Annotated in this window: 19 protein-coding genes; 13 read left to right on the plus strand and 6 right to left on the minus strand. The window is 62.0% G+C overall.

Annotated features, from left to right (window positions below; all coding sequences use genetic code 11):
• The first annotated feature begins 1,710 nt into the window (after nt 1-1,710).
• Entirely contained in the window at nt 1,711-2,217 is a 507-nt protein-coding gene (locus AC1DQK_RS02480; protein WP_477867058.1) for a hypothetical protein, read from the plus strand.
• Nucleotides 2,218-2,513: 296 nt separating this feature from the next.
• Here AC1DQK_RS02480 and AC1DQK_RS02485 read toward each other — a convergent pair whose 3' ends face one another.
• Both AC1DQK_RS02485 and AC1DQK_RS02490 read right to left on the minus strand, forming a co-directional pair.
• Nucleotides 2,514-2,951: an SDR family oxidoreductase gene (locus AC1DQK_RS02485; RefSeq protein WP_477867060.1), complete on the minus strand. Its 438-nt coding sequence runs from the start codon at nt 2,949-2,951 to the stop codon at nt 2,514-2,516.
• 345 nt (nt 2,952-3,296) lie between these two features.
• Nucleotides 3,297-3,788 (minus strand): MarR family winged helix-turn-helix transcriptional regulator, encoded by a 492-nt coding sequence (locus tag AC1DQK_RS02490; RefSeq protein ID WP_477867062.1) that lies wholly within the window; start codon nt 3,786-3,788, stop codon nt 3,297-3,299.
• Between the two features lie 148 nt (nt 3,789-3,936).
• Between AC1DQK_RS02490 and AC1DQK_RS02495 the strand changes: the two genes are divergently transcribed.
• The 8 genes from AC1DQK_RS02495 to AC1DQK_RS02530 all read left to right on the plus strand — a co-directional run bounded on the left by AC1DQK_RS02495 (nt 3,937) and on the right by AC1DQK_RS02530 (nt 17,531).
• A complete protein-coding gene (locus tag AC1DQK_RS02495) occupies nt 3,937-5,352 on the plus strand; it encodes a hypothetical protein (RefSeq protein ID WP_477867064.1) in 1,416 nt (471 codons plus the stop codon).
• Between the two features lie 7 nt (nt 5,353-5,359).
• Nucleotides 5,360-6,808: an acyl-CoA reductase gene (locus AC1DQK_RS02500; protein WP_477867066.1), complete on the plus strand. Its 1,449-nt coding sequence runs from the start codon at nt 5,360-5,362 to the stop codon at nt 6,806-6,808.
• A 120-nt stretch (nt 6,809-6,928) separates the two neighbouring features.
• Nucleotides 6,929-10,453, plus strand: a complete 3,525-nt coding sequence (locus AC1DQK_RS02505) for a thioester reductase domain-containing protein (RefSeq protein WP_477867068.1) — start codon at nt 6,929-6,931, stop codon at nt 10,451-10,453.
• Nucleotides 10,450-12,066 (plus strand): flavin-containing monooxygenase, encoded by a 1,617-nt coding sequence (locus AC1DQK_RS02510; RefSeq protein WP_477867070.1) that lies wholly within the window; start codon nt 10,450-10,452, stop codon nt 12,064-12,066. The genes AC1DQK_RS02505 and AC1DQK_RS02510 overlap by 4 nt, the downstream gene beginning before the upstream one ends.
• Before the next feature lie 29 nt (nt 12,067-12,095).
• Nucleotides 12,096-13,712 carry a GMC family oxidoreductase gene (locus tag AC1DQK_RS02515; RefSeq protein WP_477867072.1) on the plus strand — a complete coding sequence of 539 codons (1,617 nt, stop codon included), beginning with the start codon at nt 12,096-12,098 and terminating at the stop codon, nt 13,710-13,712.
• A gap of 662 nt (nt 13,713-14,374) precedes the next feature.
• Nucleotides 14,375-16,132 carry a calcium-binding protein gene (locus tag AC1DQK_RS02520; protein ID WP_477867074.1) on the plus strand — a complete coding sequence of 586 codons (1,758 nt, stop codon included), beginning with the start codon at nt 14,375-14,377 and terminating at the stop codon, nt 16,130-16,132.
• 65 nt (nt 16,133-16,197) lie between these two features.
• The gene (locus AC1DQK_RS02525) at nt 16,198-17,136 is read left to right on the plus strand and encodes a TraB/GumN family protein (protein ID WP_477867076.1); all 939 of its coding nucleotides are present in this window, start codon (nt 16,198-16,200) and stop codon (nt 17,134-17,136) included.
• Between the two features lie 218 nt (nt 17,137-17,354).
• Nucleotides 17,355-17,531, plus strand: a complete 177-nt coding sequence (locus AC1DQK_RS02530; RefSeq protein ID WP_477867078.1) for a hypothetical protein — start codon at nt 17,355-17,357, stop codon at nt 17,529-17,531.
• 32 nt (nt 17,532-17,563) lie between these two features.
• Here AC1DQK_RS02530 and AC1DQK_RS02535 read toward each other — a convergent pair whose 3' ends face one another.
• Nucleotides 17,564-18,607, minus strand: coding sequence for a glycosyltransferase family 4 protein (locus AC1DQK_RS02535; RefSeq protein ID WP_477867080.1), 1,044 nt, complete (start codon nt 18,605-18,607; stop codon nt 17,564-17,566).
• A 107-nt stretch (nt 18,608-18,714) separates the two neighbouring features.
• Here AC1DQK_RS02535 and AC1DQK_RS02540 point away from each other — a divergent pair, with 107 nt between their 5' ends.
• Together AC1DQK_RS02540 and AC1DQK_RS02545 are read left to right on the plus strand one after the other, a co-directional pair.
• Nucleotides 18,715-19,632, plus strand: a complete 918-nt coding sequence (locus AC1DQK_RS02540) for a polysaccharide pyruvyl transferase family protein (RefSeq protein WP_477867082.1) — start codon at nt 18,715-18,717, stop codon at nt 19,630-19,632.
• Nucleotides 19,625-20,500, plus strand: coding sequence for a glycosyltransferase family 2 protein (locus AC1DQK_RS02545; RefSeq protein WP_477867084.1), 876 nt, complete (start codon nt 19,625-19,627; stop codon nt 20,498-20,500). The genes AC1DQK_RS02540 and AC1DQK_RS02545 overlap by 8 nt, the downstream gene beginning before the upstream one ends.
• Before the next feature lie 16 nt (nt 20,501-20,516).
• Here AC1DQK_RS02545 and AC1DQK_RS02550 read toward each other — a convergent pair whose 3' ends face one another.
• Nucleotides 20,517-20,735: a hypothetical protein gene (locus tag AC1DQK_RS02550; RefSeq protein ID WP_477867086.1), complete on the minus strand. Its 219-nt coding sequence runs from the start codon at nt 20,733-20,735 to the stop codon at nt 20,517-20,519.
• Nucleotides 20,736-20,998: 263 nt separating this feature from the next.
• Nucleotides 20,999-21,718: a dienelactone hydrolase family protein gene (locus AC1DQK_RS02555; protein WP_477867088.1), complete on the minus strand. Its 720-nt coding sequence runs from the start codon at nt 21,716-21,718 to the stop codon at nt 20,999-21,001.
• A gap of 291 nt (nt 21,719-22,009) precedes the next feature.
• Between AC1DQK_RS02555 and AC1DQK_RS02560 the strand changes: the two genes are divergently transcribed.
• Both AC1DQK_RS02560 and ctrA read left to right on the plus strand, forming a co-directional pair.
• Nucleotides 22,010-22,273, plus strand: coding sequence for a hypothetical protein (locus tag AC1DQK_RS02560; protein ID WP_477867090.1), 264 nt, complete (start codon nt 22,010-22,012; stop codon nt 22,271-22,273).
• Between the two features lie 129 nt (nt 22,274-22,402).
• Nucleotides 22,403-23,098 carry a response regulator transcription factor CtrA gene (gene ctrA, locus AC1DQK_RS02565; RefSeq protein ID WP_477867092.1) on the plus strand — a complete coding sequence of 232 codons (696 nt, stop codon included), beginning with the start codon at nt 22,403-22,405 and terminating at the stop codon, nt 23,096-23,098.
• Nucleotides 23,099-23,182: 84 nt separating this feature from the next.
• Here the strand turns inward: ctrA and AC1DQK_RS02570 are convergent, their stop codons facing one another.
• Nucleotides 23,183-23,572 (minus strand): nuclear transport factor 2 family protein, encoded by a 390-nt coding sequence (locus AC1DQK_RS02570; protein ID WP_477867094.1) that lies wholly within the window; start codon nt 23,570-23,572, stop codon nt 23,183-23,185.
• Between the last annotated feature and the right edge of the window lie 10 nt (nt 23,573-23,582).

Genomic DNA, 23,582 nt, shown 5'->3' on the forward strand with positions numbered 1-23,582 from the left:
TGTTCCCAACATTGATAGAATGAATCTGGCGCTCGCCTAGCGCTCAACCTCAAGGCCGGGATCACAAACGCCCGAGTAACCGATCGCGCGAAGGGTGGTTGGGGAACCATTCCGTTCGTATTCGACGAACATATTTAGCCTATTGTGAACTACGCAGTGCCGTCGTTTGCCGATCGAAAGACGCCTGTCGGCAATCCACCCTTCTCGGTCATTCCTGCCCGGAACGGATCATAGGCAGCTTCTGGACCCAAAACGAGCATCAGTGCTGCCAGACCAAACAGCCGATCACCCCGACGAACACAGCTAGAGCGACCGCACATGTCCAGAAGGGAACAGGCGTGCTGTCCTCATACTCTCCAGTAGCTACAAACCGGCCGACCTGGTGCCGCTGGTGCTTTCCATAGGCGGCGTCCGAAGATCGGATATCGGCGTCGTCAAGGTAGCGGTCGACTATCTCAGGACATTCGGTGTTCGGCTCTGCCATCAACTGCCGCTGAAGTTCGTCGGTTAGCCGAGCCACTTCAGCCCAATCCGGGGGCTGCCTTTCCTCAGCGGCGAGGATCGCTCCTACCCTGCGGCGAACGTCGCCAGTGTGCATGGCTTGAGACTATCGATCGCGCGCCAAAGCACAATGTCCGCTCCCAACCTATCTGGCGGAATTCACCATCTCGACCGCCCATAACGGATCACGGTTGACCTCATACGCCTCCCAGCTACGCTTTCACAGACAAGCCACCCTCTATTTGTGAAACCGCGCCGTGGAAGCCTCGTCGCCAGACCGACCAAGGCTTTCGAGTTACACATGAAGGGTTTCACCCTCCGAGGGCACTTCGCGCGTATTCATCCCAGAGAACCACTTTTTTTGGAGGATCTGTGATGTCGATGGTCATCCGGGGAGCAACGGTGATGGCGGCACTGGTCTTCCTAGCTAACGCACACCCTGCGCTGGCTGCAAAGGGCGGCACGCCTACCGCCAGCGTCGGACCGGCTCCAAGTCATGGCACAGTCGATGTCGGCTCGAACGGTGGGGGTAGCGGGGATCCCAAAGGCACTCCCGCACCCGTTACAGGACTCGGAATTGGCGCGCTGGCGGCCCTTGGCTATTTCGCGCGGCGGTTACGGTCTCGCAAGGGCATATGAGCTTCACACCCGCAATCTGAACCGAGAGCCGGCCTTCTGCCTCTGCCGCTTTGATATCATCTGGGCGCTGGAGCCTAGCGGTCACGCTGGCTTTCGGTGGGATCGCCGCTCTGCTTGCAGCGGAGTTATCGGCGGGATCATCGTCGTCCAGCCTGGGTACGAACACCTCTGACCCGCTTACACAACCCTTTGGGTGCTGTGGCTGTTGGCGTTGCGGCGCCTGTTATCGAGCGATTTAGCAGTGCCACCGAACTGGTTGCGTCGTCCGCTTTCTGAGCGGGCTAGCCGAAACCTGCCCTTCGGCTTCCAACCCATCTCAGCCGTCGGCGTTTGTGGACGGGTTCATGGCTTAGCAGGCGCGGGCTTGTCCGCTGCAATCCAGCCTTTTCCAGACGGTAAAATGGTGGTATTGCTGGCTACGGTGATTTCTCATTGCCAATTTGCAGGAGAAATCAGCGGCTTAGGTGACCGATGGAAATATTCTCCTGGGCACCACAACTTCTCCTAAGATATTGACTATACTTCAATATCTTAGTTCGAAGAAGTTTCCGGCCCACCTTTGCCGATCAGGTGATTTCGTATCCGGAATCAGTTATCAGATGCCAGATGCACAAAACTCCGGAGATCACGCGGCTAATCCACGAGAACTTCTGGATCGTGCTGTCCTTTGCGCTCGCACAGCCGGCCGCAAAGAAGCTTATGGGCGACCGCTTCTATGGTGAATGGCAATACCTTCACCAGACGATCGACGAATACGCCGAGAGGCGCGCCGATCGCGCCTTGCTTGAACTGGGCGTACAGTTGCGAGTGCTCGACGACGCATACCAACTCAATGCCGACTATCTTAGCCAGACACCGCAAACGCCATTCGGGACAGTGACGCAGAAGGATGGCTCGACCACCGATCTCCGGTTCCGCGACATGACGAACAAGATCGTCCATGCCGCGAGCTTCGAATGGGCACTTGGGTCAGATGATCCGTTCGTGATCTGCCATCCTCATGACCGCGACCGATGGCTTCGCGCCGATGTTCGTCTCCAGGCGCTCATGGCGTTTGTCGGTCAGTTGATGTTGTAACTGTCCCCAGCCTCGCCTCCCCCAGCCCACCTTCTAGTCCACCTTTTGATCCGAGATGTAGTAAGCAGGCAGGAAGAGGTATGAGCTAACCCCCTGACCCTACTTCAGTAACTTAGGGTCAGCATGGCACGATATGAGCAGGTTCAGGGGTCCAAATTTGCGCCTCTCCTGGGCACCATTTTGTTCTTCCGGGGGCACCTGGAATCGCTCAGCAAGTGGCTGATTTTCCAGCATTTTCTTAGAGAGAATCGCCGATTGGAACCCGGGCTCATCCGCCCGGAACCATCGGCATACCATCAGCTTTGATGGTGTTTTTGGTGGGAGCGGCCGTGCCATGCGGCCCGCCGGAACGCCTGGTTCAGCACATGCCGCCGTTGGCGCGAATGACCTGGCCGTTGATCCAGCCGCCTTCCTGACCCGCGAGGAAGGTGACGACGCGCCGCGTTGACGGTGATCGAGCGGCCACGCAGCTCTTGCGCCAGAACCTGCGTGAGGCTTTCGACCGCCGCCTTGGTGGCGATATAGACGCCGTAGGTGGGCAGGCACACCCCGACCAAGCTGGTCGAGACATTGATGATCCGGCCGCCCTTGCGCACGCGCCGGGCCGCCTCTCGGCATATGTTGAAGGTGCCCTTCAGGTTGATGGCAATGCTCTGGTCGAAGGTGGCATCATATGGCGCGCCGGAAAGACCGGAAGAGGTGGCGCATGGCCACCAGGCTTTGTTGATCCGCAACGATGCGACCGGGCGGCCTTTTGAGTGGGAGTTCCAGCGGGGGGAGGAAAGGGTCCCGGTTGCCCCCAGCGGCAGGCTGCTTGTGAATGACACAGGGTCTTTGCTGGGCGCATGCCTGGGGGGCGCCGGCATTGCGCAATAGGTCTGTGCGCGCCCGATCATTGCCGAGGGGCGGCTTATCCACCTCTTGCCAGAATGGTCGGATGAGACCTTCCCGCTCTATGCCTATCACCACGGCGCCAGTATCATGCCGGCAAAAATCACGGCTTTCCTCGATTTCGTGCGTGAAATTGCGCGGTAACACCTTGAATGCCGCCGCCAGCGCTGTTGATCAGCGATTAGAAATCAATGACTTGCTGTCCGATCATCCGCCAGCAAAGGTATACTGTCCACTATGTCGTCGGAAAACGTGTCAAGCACGTCTCGTATCGCCCGCAACTCGTAAATCGCCAGGCGAAAATTTATATTACCTAAGCTGTTACGAAACATCAGACGTCTCGTTTCCCAATGAGCGACACCTTCGGCCGTAAGCTTAATGATGTAGCCCCGCTTGTCCGCCGCGTTCGGCTCAAGGGTCACCCAACCGCGATCCTCGAACTGCCGGGCCAGCTTCACCACGAACTGGCGCGATACCCTGCGAAAGCGCGCGATTTCCGTGATGCTATGCGGTCCGTGCAGATAGAGGAGGTTCAGGACCTCGGTCACATTGCTTCCATACTCATGGAAAAATCCTACGTGGTCGCCGAAATCCTTGAGCGCGAAATAGGCGCGGCTGATCGAGCGGGTCAGTTCAACCAGCTCATCCGCGATTTCGTCATCAGGCGATCGCTCGCTCATGCATGCTCCACAGCCTCATCAAATGCCTAGCCGATGACGCGCGTCGCCGTTGTCGGCAAGCCCAAATCGCGCAAAGGAGTTGACAACCTGGTTGTCATATGAGAGACGACAGGCACTAGTTTATAGCATTAGGTATAGGAGAAGGGTCTTGGCCAAAGTGGGCACGTCGCGTCCCGTCGATCCGTCGCGTTTTCCCGAACATCCGGAGGAAATGGTTTGGCAAAAGAGCGCTACCAGCCTCACCATGGACCCTAAGGAAGTTGAGCGGATCCAGCTCGCAGGTCTGCGCAAGCGATTCGCCGAGTTGCGGCCGAAGATCCCGGCGCTCGACAGCCTGGCGACCGAGCAGGGCATCGGCGAGATCGAGACGCTGAACGACGCGGCGGCGCTGCTGTTCAAGCATTCTATCTACAAATCCTATCCTATGTCGCTGATCGAGAAGAATCGCTTCGACCGGCTGACCGCCTGGCTGGCCAAGCTCACGACGTGCGACCTGTCGGGCGTGAAGACGGAGGGGGTCGAGTCGATCGACGACTGGCTCGACGCCGTGCGGCGCGACGCGGGCGTGCGCGTCATGCATACGACCGGCACCAGCGGAAAGCTGTCCTTCCTTCCCCGCGGTCCGGCGGAAGCTGCGCGGCAGGTCCGCTACACCTATCTGCCGATCACGCGGGACGGTGAGGAAGACCCCGCCGATCTGGACCAGATGCCGATGATCCTGATCGGCTATCGCCACATGTACAACGCCTATGGCGCGATGATCGATTCGATCGTGGACGAACTCTACGACGGTGACGAATCGATGCTGAACCCGCTCTATCCGGGGCGGATGAGCGCCGACATGGTGTCGCTCGGCGGTCGTCTTTCGGCGGCCGAAGACCGGGGCGACCGCTCCACCATCTCGCCCTCGCTCCTCGCCCGGCGCGAGAAGTTCATCGAGGACCAGAAGCAGGCGCCCGCCCAGCGCAGGGCGTTCTACGACAAGGTCTTTGACACGCTGCGCGGCAAGCGCATCATGATGGCCGCCAACTGGATCATGCTCTACGAGATGATGGAGGCCGGGCGTGAGCGTGGACTGACCGCTGTTTTCGCGCCAGAAAGCCGCATCACCGTTTCTGGCGGCACCAAGGGCAAGACGCTGCCGGAAGGCTATCAGGAGGAAATCCGCGAGTTCCTCGGCGTGCCGCGTTTCTTCGAAGGCTATGGCATGAGCGAGATGTCGACGCTGATGCCACAATGTTCAGAGGGCAAGTTCCACGCGCTGCCGTGGATGATCGTCTACCTGCTCGATCCCGAGACGGGTCAGCCCTTCCCGCGTAACGGCACTCACACCGGCCGTTTTGGGGTGATTGATCTGGCGCAGGAAAGCCGCTGGGGCGGCGTGCTGAGTGGCGATGAGGTGACGATGACGTTCGGCCCCTGCAAATGCGGCAAGTCCGGCCCCTTCATCGAGCCGATGATCCGCCGCTTCAGCGAAAAGGAAGGCGGCGACGACAAGATTACCTGCGCCGGCGCGCCCGAAGCGCATGACAAGGCCCTGGCCTTCCTGACCGAGATGGAGTGAGCATATCATGACTGCTACCGGCTATAGTGTGCCGCTTATCATCCGCGGTGAAGTGATCGAGGACGGCGACGTAGAACATGGCGGTCGTGGCGGCGACATAAGCTTCCGCTCGCCTGACGTTCGGCGCTATATCGACCGACTCCCGCTCCGCTCGCCCGGCGCAATGGCGGATCTCTACCGTTTGAGCATGGAGGAGATCCTCGATTTTCTCGGCGCACTCGGCCAGCGGCTGACCTTGGGGCAAAATCGCTGGGTGCAACAGGCGTTCGACATCTCGTGCCGCACCTCGGGACTGGGCGCGGATATCCTGCGAAACATGTATGAAAATATGGGCAGTCTGCTCAATCGCGATTCATTGCGCGAAGTAGCGGAACGGACGATCGGCATCCCCCATCTGGAAGGCTGGGTGGAGACCCGGCTGGATAGCGGTCAACTCGCACGCATCCGTGCCTTTGGCTCGCGCAGCGTGCACATCGTCGCCGGCAACGCGCCGGGCACTTCCGTCACGACGATCGCCCGCAATGCGCTCACGCGCGGTGATGCGATCATCAAGACGCCCAGCAACGACCCGCTGACCGCGTCGGCCGTCGCCCGCACGATGATTGAAATGGCGCCAGATCATCCGCTCACCAAGCATATCAGCGTGGCCTACTGGAAGGGCGGCGACACCGAGGTTGAGGAAGATCTTTACCAGTCCGCCAACATCGAGAAGATCGTCGCCTGGGGGGGCATGGCGTCGATCAAGCATATCGCCAAATATATCGGACCGGGTGTCGAGCTCGTCTCGCTCGATCCCAAGCTGAGCTCAACCATCATCGGGCGTGAGGCATTCGCAGACGAGGCAACTGAAGCGGCGGTAGCCCAGTTGCTGGCGATCGATGCCGGCGGGCTGAACCAAGAAGCATGCGTCAATGCTCGGGTCGTCTATGTGCAGTCCGGCACCGATGCGGCCGGCATCGCCCGGCTGAACCGCTTCGGCGAACGGCTATACGAAACTGTGCAGGCGCTTCCGTCGACGTTGAGCAGTCCGGCAGTGCGCATCGATGCCGCGCTGGCGGATGAGATCGAAGCGCTGAAACTTGGCGGCGACGAATGGTATAAGGTCATCGGCGGCGGACGGAACGGCGCGGTAATAGTGTCGCAGGACAGTGAGCCGGTGGATTTCGCGCGCATGCTTGCAAACCGCGTCATCAATCTTGTGCCGGTGGATGATGTCGACACGCCGGTTCGCGCGGTAACGAGCTATACCCAGACGATCGGCATCTACCCCGAAAGCTTGAAGCGCGAACTACGAGACCGACTGGCGCTGCAGGGCGCACAGCGGCTCGTGACGCTTGGCAGCGCATTGGGCATGGCGAACCACGGCATTCAGGATGCGATCGAACCGATGCGCCGCATGTGCCGCTGGATCGTCGAAGAGGAGACGGAACTGCCCTCCCCCAAGCAGGCGGCGTGACCGCTAGGCTGACATGGAAAGCGCAGGCGGCAATTGCAGGACAGCAACGGCCGGTAATCACCAAGAACTGAGTGCTTCACAAATGTGCCGGCTTCAGCAAGCCGTATGGGAGAAGAGAGGATGAGCGCAGAAACGAGCGAACTGGCGGACCGGGAAGCTCCTCAGGGTGAGAGAGCGCCGGTTGATGAGCAGCTCCTTGCCATCCAGCCTGACGATCGCGTCACAGCTGCCCTCCTCCAGCCAGGGCTTTCGCTTCGGCAAGCCTATTCGCTCCTTTTCGATGCTTACGCCTCTCATCCCGCGCTGGGCGAGCGGGCCTGGCGCGTGGCGGAGACCAAAGAGGCCACGCGGGTGCGTGAGTACCTCGATGCGTTCTCCACGATCAGTTATGCTGAACTTGGGCAAAGGGTGACGGGGCTTGCCACGGCCTGGCGATGGCACGATAAGCACCTTGTCCGGCCGGGCGAATTCATTGCGCTGTTCGGGCAACCGGGAGTTGATATAACCACCGGCATACTCGCGGCGATCTTCGCCCAGGCGGTGCACGTTCCCCTTCTGGCGTCACAAGCGGCGGACGACACCCGGACGATTTTGGACGAGGTGGCGCCGGCGGCGATGCTGGTCGACATCCGCGATGTGGAGCGGATGGTCCCCTTCGCCCTGGCCACGCCCTCGCTGCGCAGTTTCGTGGTGCTGTCGGCTGATCCCCACATCGACGAGGATTCAGCTATTCTTGAGCGCGCACGCAAGGCTCTGGCCGCTGCCAGCCACGCAATCTCGCTCGCCACCATCGACGAACTGATCGCCTTTGGGCGGGAGAGGACATTCGAACCGCTTCCGGCGGATCCTGCAGGTGCGGATGCCATGCTGGCGATCCTCTATACCTCGGGCAGTACGGGCAGGCCCAAGGGCGCGATTTACAGCGAGGCGATCGTGCGCCTGCCGATCCTCCAGGTGGAAAAGGCGCAGGCCAATATCGCGCTTGTTTTCGCGGGAATGAACCACTCCCTCGGTTACTCGCAGGTGTTCCGTACCCTCGCTCAGGGCGGGACCGCGCTCTTTACCCTCAAGAGCGACATGTCTTCACTGTTCGACGACCTACGGATCAGCCGGCCTACCCACCTCAACCTATTCCCGCGCGTGATCGAGCAGATCTATCAGTATTTCCTTGGCGAGGTCCTGCACCGCGTCAGCAGGGGCCAGGATCGGGCCGAAGCGGAGGCCGAAGTTCGCCAGGCCATGGCAAAGACGTTCCTTGGCGACCGCCTGGTCTTTGCCGTGGTCGGCGGCGCCCCGATATCGCGAGAGCTTCGCCAATTCTTCATGGATACGTTCAGCGTTCCGCTATGCGTAGGCTATGGTTCGACCGAAACCTCGGGCGTGACCTTCGACGGCCGGCTCGACCGCCGCTTCGTCACCGATTTCGAGCTGCGCGACGTGCCGGAGCTCGGCTATTCAAACGCCGACCGCCCTTGGCCGCGCGGCGAACTGGCGGTCAAGACGCGCAGCGCCATTCCCGGCTATTACAAGGACGCCAAGGCCACGGCCGGGATCCGCGATGAGAACGGCTGGATCCTGACCGGCGATGTGTTCGAGCTTCGCGACGGCGAGGAACTGGTCTGGATCGACCGGCGGAACAACGTGCTCAAACTTTCACAGGGCGAATATGTCGCGCTGAGCCAGTTGGAGATCGAATACGCCGGGTCGGTTCCCTGGATCAGGCAGATCTACCTCTATGGCACCTCGTTCCGGCCCAATTTGGTCGCAGTGATCGTGCCGGATCGCGAGCTCGCGGCCGAGCGGCTAGGGCATGCCCCTGACGAGATGGAACTGCGCAGCCTGCTTCACGCCGGCCTGGCCGAGGCGGCGCGCAAGGCCGGTCTGCGCAAGTTCGAAATCCCGCGCGACTTCATCATCGAAGATGAACCCTTCACCATCGAAAGCGGTCTCCTGTCGACCATTCGCAAACCGCTCAGGGCCGCATTCAACCGCAAGTACCAGGAGCGCCTGGAATCGCTCTACGATGGCATCGCGGCACGCCAGCGCGAAGAGGTGCTGATGCTGCGCAATCCGGACTCGGGCCTGACGATCGAGGATCGCATCGCGCTGGCTTTGCGTGCGACCTTGGGGCGCGACGACATCGACCTGTCGGGTGACCCCAGTTTTCTTGACCTTGGCGGCGATTCCTTCGACGCCATCACCCTTTCCATGCTGCTGGAAGATGTCTTCGGAACCGCCATTTCCGCTGGCGCCATCCTCAGCCCGAGTGGCGGCCCGCGACGCTGGGTCGAAATGCTTCGCGGCGGTCAGGAGCAGCACGGCCTGACCTTCGCCGATGTCCATGGAAAAGATGCGCAGCAACTTGACAGCGCGGACCTCGATCCTGCGCGCCTGCTGCCGGAGGACATGAGCAGGAGCACCAGCCCTGCGGGAGATCCCGCTTTAGCGCGCGTAGTGTTGGTGACCGGCGCCAATGGATTTCTGGGCCGTTTCGTCACGCTCGAATGGTTGGAGCGGCTCGCCCACGTTGGCGGCAAGGTGATCGCCCTGGTCCGAGGTGCAGACAAGGCGGATGCGCAACGCCGGCTCGAAGATACGTATGGCACGGATGACGCCGAACTCACGAACCGATTCCGCGAGCTTGCGGCCGATCATCTTGAGGTCGTCGCGGCCGATCTCGGTGAGCCGGGCCTCGGCATCGATGCTGCCGTGTTCAACGATCTTGCCCAGCGGGTTGACAGGATCGTCCACGTTGGCGCGCTGGTCAATCACCGGATGTCCTACAAGGACCTGTTCGAACCGAATGTGAAGGGAACTCTTACCCTTATCCAGCTGGCGCTCACCGGACGGATGAAACCGATCGACTTCGTCTCCTCCCGGGCGGTTTCGGAATTGCCCGGCGCCAGCGGGATTGAACTGGAAACGGCCGATATACGCACCGCTCTGCCCCGGATTGCGCCCGGCGATGACTATGCTTCCGGCTACGCCGCCAGCAAATGGGCCGGCGAGGTCCTGCTGCGCCATGCGCACGAGCAGTTCGGGCTGCCGGTCAATGTGTTCCGGTGCGGGATGCTGATGGCGCATCGCAAATTCGCCGGGCAGATCAACGTCCCGGACCTGTTCATCCGCCTTCTCGGCAGTCTCGTGCTGGCGGGAGTACGCCCTCCTTCATTCTATCGCGATGCGGCCAACCCCTCGGGGTTCGAAGGTCTGCCGGTAGACCATGTCGCCCACGCAATGGTCGATCTCGCACTTACCGGCGAGCAGGGCTATCGCAGCTTCGACGTTGCCCCGACGGTGGAGACCGGATCGGCCTCGCTCGACCACATCGCCGACTGGATCGAATCTGCCGGCTATGCCCTCGATCGGGCAAACAGCCATTCGGAATGGCTGGCGCAGCTTGAAGCACGCTTGGAGCGCCTGCCAACTCAGGCTCGTCAGTCCAGCGTCCTGCCGATCCTCTCTGCCTTCGCCATGCCCATGGCCCGGAACCCGGTCCGTGCGGGAGGTGCCTTCGCCCACGCACTGCGGACCGGCGGCAGCGAAGCGCCGCCGGCTCTGACGGAGGCGTACCTGCACAAGCATCTCACCGACATGCGGCAGCACGGCCTTATCTCACCGGCTTCCAAAGGATGTGTCCAATGACGAATGAAGTAGACGCCATCGTGGTCGGTGCCGGCTTTGCCGGACTGTACATGCTGCACAGCCTGCGGGAGAAGGGCCTTTCGGCCAAGCTGATCGAGACCGGCAAGGACGTGGGCGGCGCATGGTACTGGAACCGCTATCCGGGTTTGGGCTGCGACGTGGAATCGGTCGATTACCAGTATCAGTTTTCTGACGAGATCGAACGCGGGTGGGAATGGCCGGACCGCTATTCCAGAGGACCAGTGATCCAGAAGTATCTGTCCTATGTCGCCGACACACTGGATCTGCGCCGCGACATCCTGTTCGAGACGACAGCCAAGGCGGCTACTTTCGAAGAGGGCACGCAAACCTGGTTGGTCCAGACCGATCGCGACGACACTTTCCGCGCCAGCTACTTCATTCTTGCGGTGGGGCCGCTGACTTCGGTCAATACGCCCTCCTTTGCAGGCATGGAAGAATTCCAGGGCCGGCTGTTCCACACCGCCCGATGGCCAGAAGAGCCGGTCGACTTTGCCGGTCGTCGGGTGGGAATCATCGGCACAGGCTCATCGGGTGTGCAAAGCATCCCGGTCATAGCCCAGCAGGCAGCCAGCCTGACGGTTTTCCAGCGAACCCCGGCTTTCAGCCTGCCGGCCGAAAACCGCTCTCTCTCGGCAGAGGAGATCCAGCAGAAGCACGACCGATTCGCCAAGGACCGCGAGGTGCGCCGCGCCTCTCCGGGTGGATTGAGCTGGATGCTGAGCTCGCGCAGCGCGCTTGAAGTCAGTGAGGAAGAGCGCGAGGCCGAGTTCGAGCGCTGCTGGACCCTGGGTGGCTTCGCCTTCCTGCAGTCTTTCCGTGACATCTTGCTTAGCCAGGAGGCGAACGATCTTGCGGCCGACTTCGTCAAACGCAAGATCCGGGCCAAGGTGAACGATCCGGAGACTGCCGCTGTCCTGACCTCGCAGACATATCCGATCGGCGCCAAGCGGCCGTGCCTTGACATCAATTACTATGAAACCTTCAATCTGCCGCACGTGAAGCTGGTGGACCTCAGGAAGACTCCGCTTGAACGGTTCTGCGCCGAAGGTATCGCCGCCGGCGGCGAACTCCATGCCTTCGACGACATCGTGCTGGCGACCGGGTTCGACGCCGTGACCGGCGCCGTGCTAAAGCTGCAGATCACAGGCAAGGATGACCTCTCGTTGCGCGATGTGTGGTCCTCGGGGCCGCAAACCTACCTCGGCGTCGGGATTGCTGGTTTCCCCAACCTGTTCATGATCGACGGCGCGCAGAGCCCATCGATCATGGTCAACGCTCCCTTGGCGATCGAGCAGAACGTCGAATGGGTCAGCGATTGCATCGAACACATGCGCCGGAATGGTTACACCTCGATCGAGGCCACCCAAGAGGCGCAGAGTGACTGGGTGACCCACGTCGGGGAGGTGGCAAATTACACGCTGATGACCAAGGCCGATTCCTGGGCCATGGGTGCCAATATCCCCGGCAAACCGCGGGTCTATTCCTTCTATCTCGCCGGTCTCGATGTCTATCGTAACAAGTGCGCGGCGGTGGCGGCGGGTGGCTACGAAGGTTTCCGCCTGGAGAAGAAGGTGGGCGCGATCGCCGCCTGATGGCTTTACAGGACGCACGGGAAAACGACATGGAGTTCGACTATATCATAGTCGGCGCGGGATCGGCAGGCTGTGTCGTGGCCAACCGTCTCAGTGCGCGAGCGGGCAACCGCGTCCTGCTGATCGAGGCGGGGGGCGATGATCGTCCGTTCGACAATCCCCGGCAATTCGTCCTGAACAGCCTGATCCACATTCCCGCCGGATACCGCTATACGGTGGAGGCCCCGCCGCTTAGCTGGAAATACAGCTCGGAGTTGGGCGGGATCAATGCGGGCCGAACTGCGCCGTTCCCGCGCGGGCGCGTGCTCGGTGGCTGCTCTTCCATCAATGGCATGATCTATGTGCGCGGACAGGCGGCAGACTACGACCTTTGGTCGCAGCTTGGCTGCAGCGGATGGGGCTGGAGCGATGTCCTGCCTCTGTTCAAGCGCAGCGAGGATCAATGCCGGGGCGCCGATGACGCCCATGGCGCCGGTGGCCCTCTCACGGTTTCCGACATTCCCCGCGACTTCGTTTCGGATGCCATTCTCACTGCCGCCTCGCAGGCGGGACACAAGCTGATCGATGACTATAATCGGGGTGACCAGGAGGGATTCTCCTATATCCAGGCCACGCAGCGGCGTGGGCGTCGCCGGTCGAGCGCGGTCGCCTATCTTCACCCGATCATCCGCCGCAAGAACCTCAAGGTGGAGACCGATACTTTGGTGACCGGCATCCTCATTGAGGAGGGCCGGGCGAAGGGGGTGCGCGTTCGCAAGGGCGGCAAGACGCGCGAAATCGCCTGCCGGGGCGAAGTCATTCTTTGCGGAGGAGTGGTCAATTCGCCGCATCTGCTTGAACTGTCTGGCATCGGCGATCCTACGATCCTAGGTGCGGCAGGCATTGAGGTGCGTCACCCCCTGGGCGGCGTGGGCAAGAATCTGCAGGACCATTGGTGCACCATGTTGCGGTTCCGCCTGCGGTCGGGCACGCCGTCGATCAACACGGCAGCACGCGGCATCGGACTCATGGGCGAGGTTGCGAAATATCTTGTTGCCAGGAAGGGCGCGTTATCTGCGCCGCCTGCGTCTGTCATGGGATTTGTCCGCAGCGAGCTATCGCTCGACCTGCCGGACATCCAGATCAATACGGTCGCCGCCTCGGCTGATCCCGCCACGGGCGAAATCGATCGCTTTCCCGGAGTCACCATGGCCGCTTGCCAACTGCGTCCGGAAAGCCGCGGTTCGATCCATGTCACCAGCGCCGACGCAGATCGACAGCCGCGCATCCTGCTCAACTTCCTCGATGCAGCCGAGGACCGCCGGAAGATCACCGCGGGCCTTCGCATCTGCTATGAAATGTCCCGCCAGCCCGCGCTTGCATCCATCATAGAAGGAGCCGCCGGCAGCCAACCGGACGACAATGATGAGGCGTCACTGCTCGAACATGCCCGCACCTTCGGCTACGGCATCTTCCACGGCGTGGGCACTTGCGCGATGGGTATTGGCCAGCATGCCGTCGTCGATCCGCGTTTGCGCGTGCGCGGCATCGCCTGCCTGCGGGTGGCGGACGCCTCGATCATGCCGCGCATCGTTTCAGGGAACACCAACGCCGCCGCGATCATGATCGGTGAAAAGGCGGCGGACCTGATCCTGGCCGACGCTTGATCGGATGCGCTGAGCGGACCGCCGTATACCACTAGCCTGCCCGCTGTCCGGAAAGCCATCCTCGACTATCTCGCTCAGCCGCCATCGTTCGTGCTGCACCACCAAATAATCTGCCAAAGTAGTGCTACGCTGAAGCGACATTGACCGGCGATCCTGTGCGCAGCTATGGCAATCTCAAGACGCTCGTTCGAGCATGTCCTTGTAAGCGCGTTACCCATCATCGCCGATCGCGACGGACCGTACGGGCCGTGCTGAAAATCGCACGTGTGATTCGGGGCCTTTTCCTAACACAGATCAGTCGCTCCATCGGCGCGCGCGAACGCTTGGCCGCCGAAAAGGTTCCCTGTAATCTGAGGTTAATAAAACTTTTCCTAACGACAGGAGGTGAACCACGGGGGAACAATTAGATGAGTAATCCGACGCGCACGGCCGACTTCGTTGGAAGCATCGGCGTTAATGTCCACATGGCATATAATGACGGTAAGTACGCAGATTACAATACAGTCATTTCGGATCTGAAATATTTAGGCATAGATACTGTTAGAGACCATGCTCCTACCGTTTGGTATCAATCAAAAGCCGATAACGCCATGGCGAGTGCTGGCATAAAGTTCGATTTCTCCACAGCCGGAAATCTTTCGCCCAGCTCGTTCGTTTCTGCGGTGACAACATTCGCACAGGCTCATCCAGGGTCGGTCATCGCGCTGGAGGGCCTCAACGAGATCAACAATTGGCCGGTCAGCTATGGGGGCCTGACCGGCACGTCCGGCGCGCTGAGCTATATGGCGGCATGGACCAAGGCACTGGCCGGCAGCGCCACGCTCAGCAGCATCGACACCTATGGCCTGACCGGTGCCAACCTCGTGCAGAACGTCGATTTCGCGAACATGCACGCCTATCCGAAACAGGGTTTCCAGCCGCTCAATACGCTCCTCAACGCTGTCCGGGACCAGACTTCGGCCATGCCGGGCAAGCCGATTGTCCTGACCGAAGCCGGATATTATACGGCGCCGGCCAGTTCGAACTGGGGCGGCGTCGACCAGCCGACCCAGGCGAAGATGACCCTGAACCTGCTGATGGATGCCACCAAGCTGGGCGTCTCCAAGACCTACCTCTACCAGCTGCTGGATGCCTATCCCGATCCTACGAAGTTGAGCATCGACAAGAATGTCGGCCTGTTCGACATCGCAGGCAATCCGAAGCAGGCAGCGACGGCAATCCACAATCTCACGACGATCCTGGCCGACAACGGCGCCAACGCCTCTACCTTCACGACCCATGCATTGTCGTACACGGTGGCGAACCTGCCGGCGGATGGCGCGGTGCTGGCGATGCAGAAGTCGAACGGCAAGACCGACCTGGTGGCCTGGTCGGAGCCGGACATCTGGGACCAGGTCAATCATCATTCACTGACCGCGGCCGCCAAGACCCTTACCTTCGATTTCGGCGGCAATCACGTCAGCATCGCGGTGTTCGATCCGCTGAAGTCGGCGAGCGCGATCGCCACCTATGCGGACGTCACCTCTGTCAAGGTCAACGTCGTAGACCATCCGGTGATCGTCGAAGTGACCGATATCCCCGACACCGGGATGACGACGACTACAACCACGACCGCCGCCACCAGCACGGCCACTACCGCCAGCAGCATATTAGCCTCCAGCTATTCGGTCGACACAGCCTCGACAACGCTGCTGGCATCGCTCGACGCCAGCGGAGCGTCCGCGGCCTACGGCACCTTCTTGTCGACGACCCTGTCCACGACCTATCCCGACTATATCGGAGGCGCAGGGCAGGACCAGGTCTACGGCAACAGCATGGCCAATGTGATCGTCGGCGGCGACGGCAACGACATCCTCTACGGCGGCGGCGGCGACGACAAGATCTATGGCGGTGCCGGCAACGACGTGATGGACGGCGGTGACGGCCACAATATCCTCTATGGCAGCACGGGCAACGACAAGATTTACGGCGGCGCGGCCGGCAGCAAGCTGATCGGCGGCAGCGGCAACGACACGATCGTGGGCGGCGCGGGCAGCGACCTGATCGTCGGCGGCAGCGACGCCGATGTGATGACCGGCAACGGCGGCATCGACACCTTCAGCTTCGCCGCGGGACATTCGGCCGGGCTCTCCAGCAACGATTTCGACCGGATCGTCGACTGGCACTCCGACGACCGGCTGAATGTCGGCCTCATCGCCACCTCTGCCAATTATCGCGAATCCACGGCGACCGACCTTGCCGATGCCCGCGCCGATGCGAACGCCCTGTTCGCAGCCGGCACGGTCAAGCTGGCCGCAGCGCAGGTGGGATCGGACGTGTTCATCTTCGCCGAGACCAATTCCGCCCATGCCGGCTATGATCTGTCGTTCGAACTCAACAACACCAGCCTGTCGACAGTGAGCTACGCCACCTTCATCTGATGGTGCCGGGCCGGGGGTTGCTCAGTGCCCCCGGCCTCGCAATCCGCTCGCGCAATGCCTACACCATGAAGATGATCTTTTTCCGCCGCGCGCTCGCGTCGCTCCTCGCCCTGTTGCTGGCCATCCCCGCTGCTGCGGCGCCGGCGCTTTGGAAGTTCGGCGATGCCGACACGACCATCTATCTGTTCGGCACCATCCATGCGCTGCCGCCCGGCTATAAGTGGCAGGACGCAAGGATCGGCGATGCGCTCGCAAAGGCCGACACGCTCGTCATCGAGACTGTGATAGACAAGGACCCGCAGGCCATCGCCCGGCTGTTCCCGCCGCCGGACCCCAGCCTGCCGCCGATCCTCGAGCGGGTGCCCGCCAAGAGCCGTCCCGCCTTCGTCCGCGCGGTCGCCGGATCGGGGTTGAGCCAGGCGGCGCTCGATCGCATGCCGACATGGCAGGCCGCGTTCATGATGATGGGCGCGATGATGCGGCATCTCGGCATCCAGCGCGATGCCGGGGTCGAAAACAACATTGCTCCCGCCTTCGAAGTGCCTGCCGCTGCCGGCGGCGTGCCTAGGAAGATCGAGGGGTTGGAGACGGCATCCGCCCAGCTCGCCCTGTTCGCCAATCTCTCCGAAGCCGACCAGCGCGAGCTGCTGGCGAGCATCGTCGACGGGCAGAACGACGCCCGCACCGACTATGCGCGCATGCTCCGCGCCTGGGCCAAGGGCGACGAGCCGGCGATCGCCAAGGCCTTTGCCGACGACAAGGATCTCACGCCGCATTTGCGCGAGGTGTTGTTGCGACAGCGCAACGCCAACTGGACCCAGTGGCTTAAGGCGCGGCTCGCCACGCCCGGTACCGTCTTTGTCGCGGTCGGCGCAGGACACCTTGCCGGACCGCTCTCGGTGCAGGCGATGCTGGCCGCCGACGGCATCCCGGTGGAGCGCATCGTCGATCAGCGCCGCCGCCATCGCCCAGTGGCGCATCCCAAGGCGGTCGCGGCCCGCTAAGCGGCTGGAAGAGGACTGATCTCCACGCGTGTGTCGCGCAGCTTCGGCGACCCGTCCGCCGTCGCGAATTAGCCTGGCGCGGACTGCGGAACCTTCGCTGCAAAGAGCCGTTGCAATGAGTCGTCAAGCGTCTCGGCCGGCCCTCCGACCTAGCTGCGTATCAACGTCGATCGCGAGACCGATTGTACGCTGGACTGTGTCCGAAGGATAATGAGGCAATGGCATCTTACAGGTTGCAGATCAGGAATATCGCCCATGGGGGGCAGTATATCGACGCCAAGACCGACGCCGAGGCGCTGGCGATATGCCGTCGCGATCTCAAGGGCCATGATTGGGATCTGCGCTGTGGCGCGCGCAGAGTGGCCGCTGCCCGGTCAGGCCAGCATCCGATCTGACGGTGGGCGCCGCCAGGCGGCTCCCCGCAGCGTCAAAGATCGAGATAGCGGCGCAATATGTCGTCCATCTCCTGCGCCGCGGCATTCCAGGAAAACAGCCGTGCCCGCTCCAGGCTCGCCTCGCTCAGCTCCTGCCGCAACGACGGCTCGGACCACAGGCTGATCATCTGTCGGGCAAGGTCTGCCGGGTCGTCGGCGTCGACATAGATCGCGGCCGAACCGCCCACTTCGGGCAAGCTGGTCAGCGCGGTGGTCACCGAGGGCGTGCCGCACGCCATCGCTTCCAGGATCGGCAATCCGAAACCTTCATAACGGCTAGGGTACAGCAATGCACAAGCACCTCCCAGCAGCGCCGGAAGATCGCCGTCGGGCACAAAACCCGCGCGAAGCACGCTCTTGCCCGAGATCTCTTCTTCGCCGCTGCCGGAAAAAATATGCGTCGCGCCGCCCGATCCGAGCAACAGCAGTTGCACGTCCTCGGGAAGGCGCGCTCGGGCGCTTTGCCAGGCTCGCAACACCAGCGGCAGGTTCTTTCGAGGCTCGATCGTGGAGAGCGTGACGAAATATCGCTGCGGCTGGACGCCATATCGTGTCGCGACACGTGATATCTGCTCGGCGGTGGAAACGCCGAAGCGGGACGAAACCCCATTCGGGACGACATCGATTGCGCCCGGCGCGATGTCGAGCGCCTCGGCAAGGCGGCGGCGTGAATATTGGGAAACGGTCACCACGCGCCTCACCCGGCGTGCCAATCGCGGCCAAAGGAGTCGATAGGTTTGAACGAAAGCGCGAGAAAACCATTCAGGATGGTCGAACACCACGGCGTCGTGAAACGTCACGACCTGTTCGCGAACAGCAAGAGGACCGGTATTGCATGGACTCCAGAGCGGCTTGCCATGACTGAGCAGTGGCAGCATCGTCTGCTCCCACAGATGGCCGCGCATGCCCGTCGCATGCCGCGTCGGGACATGTTCGACGGTGCGAACGCCCAGCCGCTCGATCAATTCCGAGGCGACGCGTTGCACGCCGGTTTGCGGACCGCGCCTGAAACGCCCGTTAATTCCGAGGCTTGTCATCCCGCTCGTCCTTCCGATCGCCCGCGCAGCGGCCAAAGACGAATAGCGTTTGACCTCATCGTTCGCTACCCGGTAGGCCTGCTGCAGTGCAAGATCAGGAGCGCTCGGTGACGGTCGATCTACCGAAAGACTTCGCTTCTCATATGTCGAATGCCTTCATCCACCCCGATGCGGTCGAGCGGCTCCGGGCACCCTTCGCCAGTCTCGCCGACGCCCTCCTGAAGGCTTCTGCGGGACGCGACGTCTATTTCATGCGCAATGACGGGAATTTCGGCGACGCGCTGATCCACCGTGGAACCGAGGTGTTCCTGGAAGATGTCGGCATCCGCTACACGCTGCTCGATATGGCCTCACGCGGGGCGAAAATCCGCGGCATGCTCCGCGGCGCCGCGGACCATCTTCGATCGCGCGACCGCAGGGCGCTGTTCATCTACAGCGGCGGCGGCGGCTGGGCGGATGTCTGCGATGTCGCCCTGAAGAATGTCCGTCGGCAATTCGCCATAACCAGGGACATGTTCGTGCTGCCAAGCACGATCGAGCGCACCCTTCCCGACCCTTCCCTGCCACTCTTCGTGCGCGACCTGTATCAGAGCCACCGCAATCTGCCGGCGGCGCCGTTCTGCCATGACATGGCCTTCTACCTGGCGCTGGTCGATCCGGACCGGCTGCTCGCGGATCGCAAGCCGCCAACGAAGCGCCTCGGCCTCGTCTTCCGCACCGACAACGAGGCGCGCATCTCGTCGGCGGTCCGGCACCCCGACAATGTCGACATCAGCGCACTCGGCACCACAGGAAGCCCGATCGAAGAGTTCCTGCGCCATCTGGACCAATATGAGCATGTCGTGACCGATCGGCTCCACGCGGCGATCGGCGCGGCGCTGCTCGGCAAGCGTGTGTCGATCGTCACCGGCTCCTATTTCAAGATCGAGGCGATCTACCGATCCTCGATCGAGAATATCTTCCGGAACTGCACGCTGGTGAGCGACGAGGAAGCCGCCGCCCTGATGGAGCAGATGCATGACTGACGCCGATAAACGGCCCGCATTCTCACTCGTCGTCTCGACATTGGGCCGGGGCGAGACAATCCTCGCCCTGCTCGCAAGCCTGCAGGCGCAAAGCTTCCAGGATTTCGAGGTTATCATCATCGATCAGAATGATGACGACCGTCTGGAGGCCGCGCTGGCCGACAGCCGTTCCAGCCTCAACCTTCGCCACATCCGGACACCGGGTGAGCGGGGCCTGAGCCGCGGACGGAATCGCGGGTGGCGCGCCGCGACCGGCGATCTCGTGCTCTTCCCCGACGACGATTGCTGGTATCCGGCCGACTTCCTGTCGCGGATCGCCGCTTCGATGGCGTCTCCCCACATCGATGTGCTGGCAGGGCGGGCGGCCGATGAAGACGGGCGCAGCATCAACGGGCGATATGCGACCACGCGCCAGGAGATCACGCGGGCCAATATCTGGACCACGCAGATCGAATGGGTGGTCACCTTCCGCCGCGCTGTCCTGGAACAGGTCGGCGGCTATGACGAGGATATCGGCGTCGGCGCGTCCTCGGCCTGGCAGTCCGGCGAGGGGCAGGACATCATGCTGCGCGTGCTGGCAGCTGGCTTTCGATGCGTGTTCGATCCCTCGATCGTCGGCCATCACGCCGAGTTGAACGTCACCGAACCGGATCGGGCGATGTGCAACAAGGGCCGGCAATATGGGCGGGGCATGGGCCATGTGCTCCGCAAGCACCGCTTTGGACTGCTTTCGAAGATGAACTGGCTGATGCGTCCCTTGGCGGGCGCAATCCTGTACCTGCCGCGCAACGCCCGGCGGTCGCATTATTATGCGTCGGTCTGTATCGGCAGAGTGGAGGGAATTGTCGGCAAGACCTACTGCCAATAGGCCTCGAACCCTTCCCTCAGGCTTTGCGTGTACCAGCGCCGTCCGGCGCCGCGTACAGAGCGCTCGCCCGAGTATGCAGCTCGGAGATCTGAGCGACTGTCAGACACACGCGCTCGGATTGCCCATTCTCGAGCGCCTCGGTCAGCACGAACATGCCATCGCCCATATGGTCGGCGATTATGGCGGGCGCATCCGAGTCGAAATGGTCCACGAGATCGAAGCTGGTTTCGGTCATAAGAGTTCCCCCGGAGTCGCGAACGCCCCCGGTCCGCTCGATCCCGCATAATCACCAGCGCGATGATTGAAAATAGGGTAGTGAAAATGAATAGATCCGCGGTCCCGGAATAGCACATTGCGCGGCCTCATCTATAACGCCTCTTCAAGCCAAGCACCCCGCCCCGAAGATTCTCGTGATGCCTATTCAGAAAAAGGATAGAAAATCGAAACACAGGCGAAACAATTCGCAAATCCCTCCACCCGCGACTTCCCAAGCTCCGCTCATCGGGCCGCCGTAAAGCTATCGTCGAGGAACCCCAGTAGCGCAGCCCATGATTGCCGCTCGGCCAGCGGATCATAGGCCATCCGCGGATCACCCATGGAATCGACGGCTTCATTGGTGAAGCTGTGCAGGGCACGACCATATATGATGAGCTGCCAGTCGGCCGCCGCTGCCGTCATCTCGGTCTGGAAGGCGGCGACATCCTCGGGCGGCACCAGAGGATCGAGCGCTCCTGTGCAGGCCAGGATCCGCGCTGTGATGCCGCCTGCTGCTGCCGGCGAGTCGGTGGTCAGCAGTCCATGGAAACTCGCGACGGCGCGCAGCGGCGCGCCCGAGCGGGCGAGTTCGAGCACCGCAAGCCCGCCGAAGCAATAGCCGATCGCCGCGATGCAATCGGGAGGCAGATCGCTGACATCTGCCAGCGCATCGACGCCCGCCCGGATCCGGCGCAGCAGCAGTGCCGGATCGGCGCGGAAGCGCGCCATGGCCGGCGCGATTTCAGCGTCATCGAGCACCCGCCCGCCGCCATGCAGATCGGCGGCCGCGGCCATATAGCCCAAGCCGGACAGCATGGCGCAGCGCCGCCGCACATTGCCGCCGATTCCGTCGGCCTCGTGGACGACGAGGACCGCACGGCCATTGGCCGCACCGGCAGGCCTGTAAAGCTCCCCGAGCAATTCGGTCTCGTCATCGCAATAGGCGAAAGCCTCGATCGTCATCGGGTCGCACTCCCATCATCGTCGCTAACGCGCGGCCTGCGAGGCGCTCAACGTCCGCGCCGGCGGTTATGTCCCCCGCGCGCACGACCGTGCCGCAGGACTTAACGGACGAACGTGTCGGTGCGACCAACGAGGATGCAACGCGTGCTGCCCTGCCTGTCGCAACGACGGACGATCATGTGGAACCAGATATGGAACCGGCTGTTCTACCCTAGCCGATGCAAGCGCCCCCGCTCTTCGGTGCCGGACCCATCGGCATCCCCCCCGTTGCCGATGGGTCCAACTTGATGCGTGAACGATCGCGGGTTTCCTGACGGCGACGGGCTGTCGGGCAAGCAATCTGACAACCTGGAGAGGTTCAGGGAAGATTCGCAGATGCTTGACTATGAATATTATGCGAGCCGCGCCGAGGTCGAACTGAGACTTGCGATATCGGCGGCCCATCCGGCTGCAGCGCGCGCGCATTACCACCTCGCCGGCTATTACCTCGACAAAGCCTATAGCGAACGGCCGCAGCGGGATAAGTGCCCGCCTGCACATACAATTTTTACTTAGGTAAAAACCGCTAATGGCTTTTAACGCCGGATTAACCTTTTACCTTCATTAACGACGTGGTTAATCACTGGTTCACGGGCGGCACGGGGCACGTCGTTCCCCCGCCAACGCTAGAGCAGGAACAGTCGCATGCGGGTATTGTTGATCGAGGATGACCCCACCACTGCCAAGAGCATCGAGCTCATGCTCGGATCGGAAGGGTTCAACGTCTACACGACCGATCTTGGCGAGGAAGGCCTCGATCTGGGCAAGCTCTATGATTACGATATCATCGCGCTCGACCTGAACCTGCCCGATATGCACGGCTATGACGTGCTCAAGAAGCTCCGCACCGCCAAGGTCCAGACGCCGGTGATGATCCTGTCAGGCATCGGCGAGATGGACTCGAAGGTCCGCGCGCTCGGCTTCGGCGCCGACGATTATGTCACCAAGCCTTTCCACCGCGAGGAACTGGTCGCCCGCATTCATGCGATCGTCCGGCGCTCGAAGGGGCACAGCCAGTCAGTCATCCGCACCGGCAAGCTGGCGGTCAATCTCGATGCCAAGACGGTCGAGGTCGACAGCGCCCGCGTGCACCTGACCGGCAAGGAATATGCGATGCTTGAGCTGCTGTCGCTGCGCAAGGGCACCACGCTGACCAAGGAAATGTTCCTCAATCATCTCTACGGCGGGATGGACGAGCCCGAGCTCAAGATCATCGACGTCTTCATCTGCAAGCTGCGCAAGAAGCTGAGCCTGGCCTGCGGCGGCGACAATTATATCGAAACAGTCTGGGGTCGCGGCTATGTTCTGCGCGATCCTGAAGAGGGTCAGGTCGCGGCCTGAACCCACGAGTTTGCTACAGGGGCAAGGCGAGGCCGCGTTCCGCAAGGAGCGCGGCCTTTTCGCTTTTTTTCATCAAACAGCGCGTCAGCCGAGGGTGAGGTAGATTTCCGCCTCGATCACCCAATCCGCGCCGACCCTCCGCCATTTCGCGCTATAGTCTCCCGATGCCAGGGGCTGGCCGGTTGCAGCGGCGACACGCTCCCACCGGCCGTGTTCGAGTGCGATCGGCTCGACGGCGGACACCACGATCCTGTCCGGCCTCCGGGTGTAGATGGCGCGCTCCGGCGCGGCGAATTCGCGCTTCCACGCCATCAACTGCGCCTTGCGCCCGGAGAGCAGCGCGCTGTCGGTGCCAGCGACGAGGATGACGCTCGGCGCAAGGAACGGCCCGATGGCATTGAGGTCGGCTTCGGCCAGCGCACGGTTGAAGGCGGCGCGACGCAGGCGGATGGCAAGATCGGTCGGAGGAGACATTCGGGGCTTT

This window comes from Rhizorhabdus sp. P4_G5, from assembly GCF_056401065.1.

Excerpts from the sequence above, each read along its gene's own strand:
- AC1DQK_RS02490 (WP_477867062.1), bottom strand. The coding sequence starts at position 3,788 with ATGAGCGAGCGATCGCCTGATGACGAAATCGCGGATGAGCTGGTTGAA.
- AC1DQK_RS02500 (WP_477867066.1), top strand. The coding sequence starts at position 5,360 with ATGACTGCTACCGGCTATAGTGTGCCGCTTATCATCCGCGGTGAAGTG.
- AC1DQK_RS02505 (WP_477867068.1), top strand. The coding sequence starts at position 6,929 with ATGAGCGCAGAAACGAGCGAACTGGCGGACCGGGAAGCTCCTCAGGGT.
- AC1DQK_RS02510 (WP_477867070.1), top strand. The coding sequence starts at position 10,450 with ATGACGAATGAAGTAGACGCCATCGTGGTCGGTGCCGGCTTTGCCGGA.
- AC1DQK_RS02515 (WP_477867072.1), top strand. The coding sequence starts at position 12,096 with ATGGAGTTCGACTATATCATAGTCGGCGCGGGATCGGCAGGCTGTGTC.
- AC1DQK_RS02525 (WP_477867076.1), top strand. The coding sequence starts at position 16,198 with ATGAAGATGATCTTTTTCCGCCGCGCGCTCGCGTCGCTCCTCGCCCTG.
- AC1DQK_RS02530 (WP_477867078.1), top strand. The coding sequence starts at position 17,355 with ATGGCATCTTACAGGTTGCAGATCAGGAATATCGCCCATGGGGGGCAG.
- AC1DQK_RS02535 (WP_477867080.1), bottom strand. The coding sequence starts at position 18,607 with ATGACAAGCCTCGGAATTAACGGGCGTTTCAGGCGCGGTCCGCAAACC.
- AC1DQK_RS02545 (WP_477867084.1), top strand. The coding sequence starts at position 19,625 with ATGACTGACGCCGATAAACGGCCCGCATTCTCACTCGTCGTCTCGACA.
- AC1DQK_RS02550 (WP_477867086.1), bottom strand. The coding sequence starts at position 20,735 with ATGACCGAAACCAGCTTCGATCTCGTGGACCATTTCGACTCGGATGCG.
- AC1DQK_RS02555 (WP_477867088.1), bottom strand. The coding sequence starts at position 21,718 with ATGACGATCGAGGCTTTCGCCTATTGCGATGACGAGACCGAATTGCTC.
- ctrA (WP_477867092.1), top strand. The coding sequence starts at position 22,403 with ATGCGGGTATTGTTGATCGAGGATGACCCCACCACTGCCAAGAGCATC.
- AC1DQK_RS02570 (WP_477867094.1), bottom strand. The coding sequence starts at position 23,572 with ATGTCTCCTCCGACCGATCTTGCCATCCGCCTGCGTCGCGCCGCCTTC.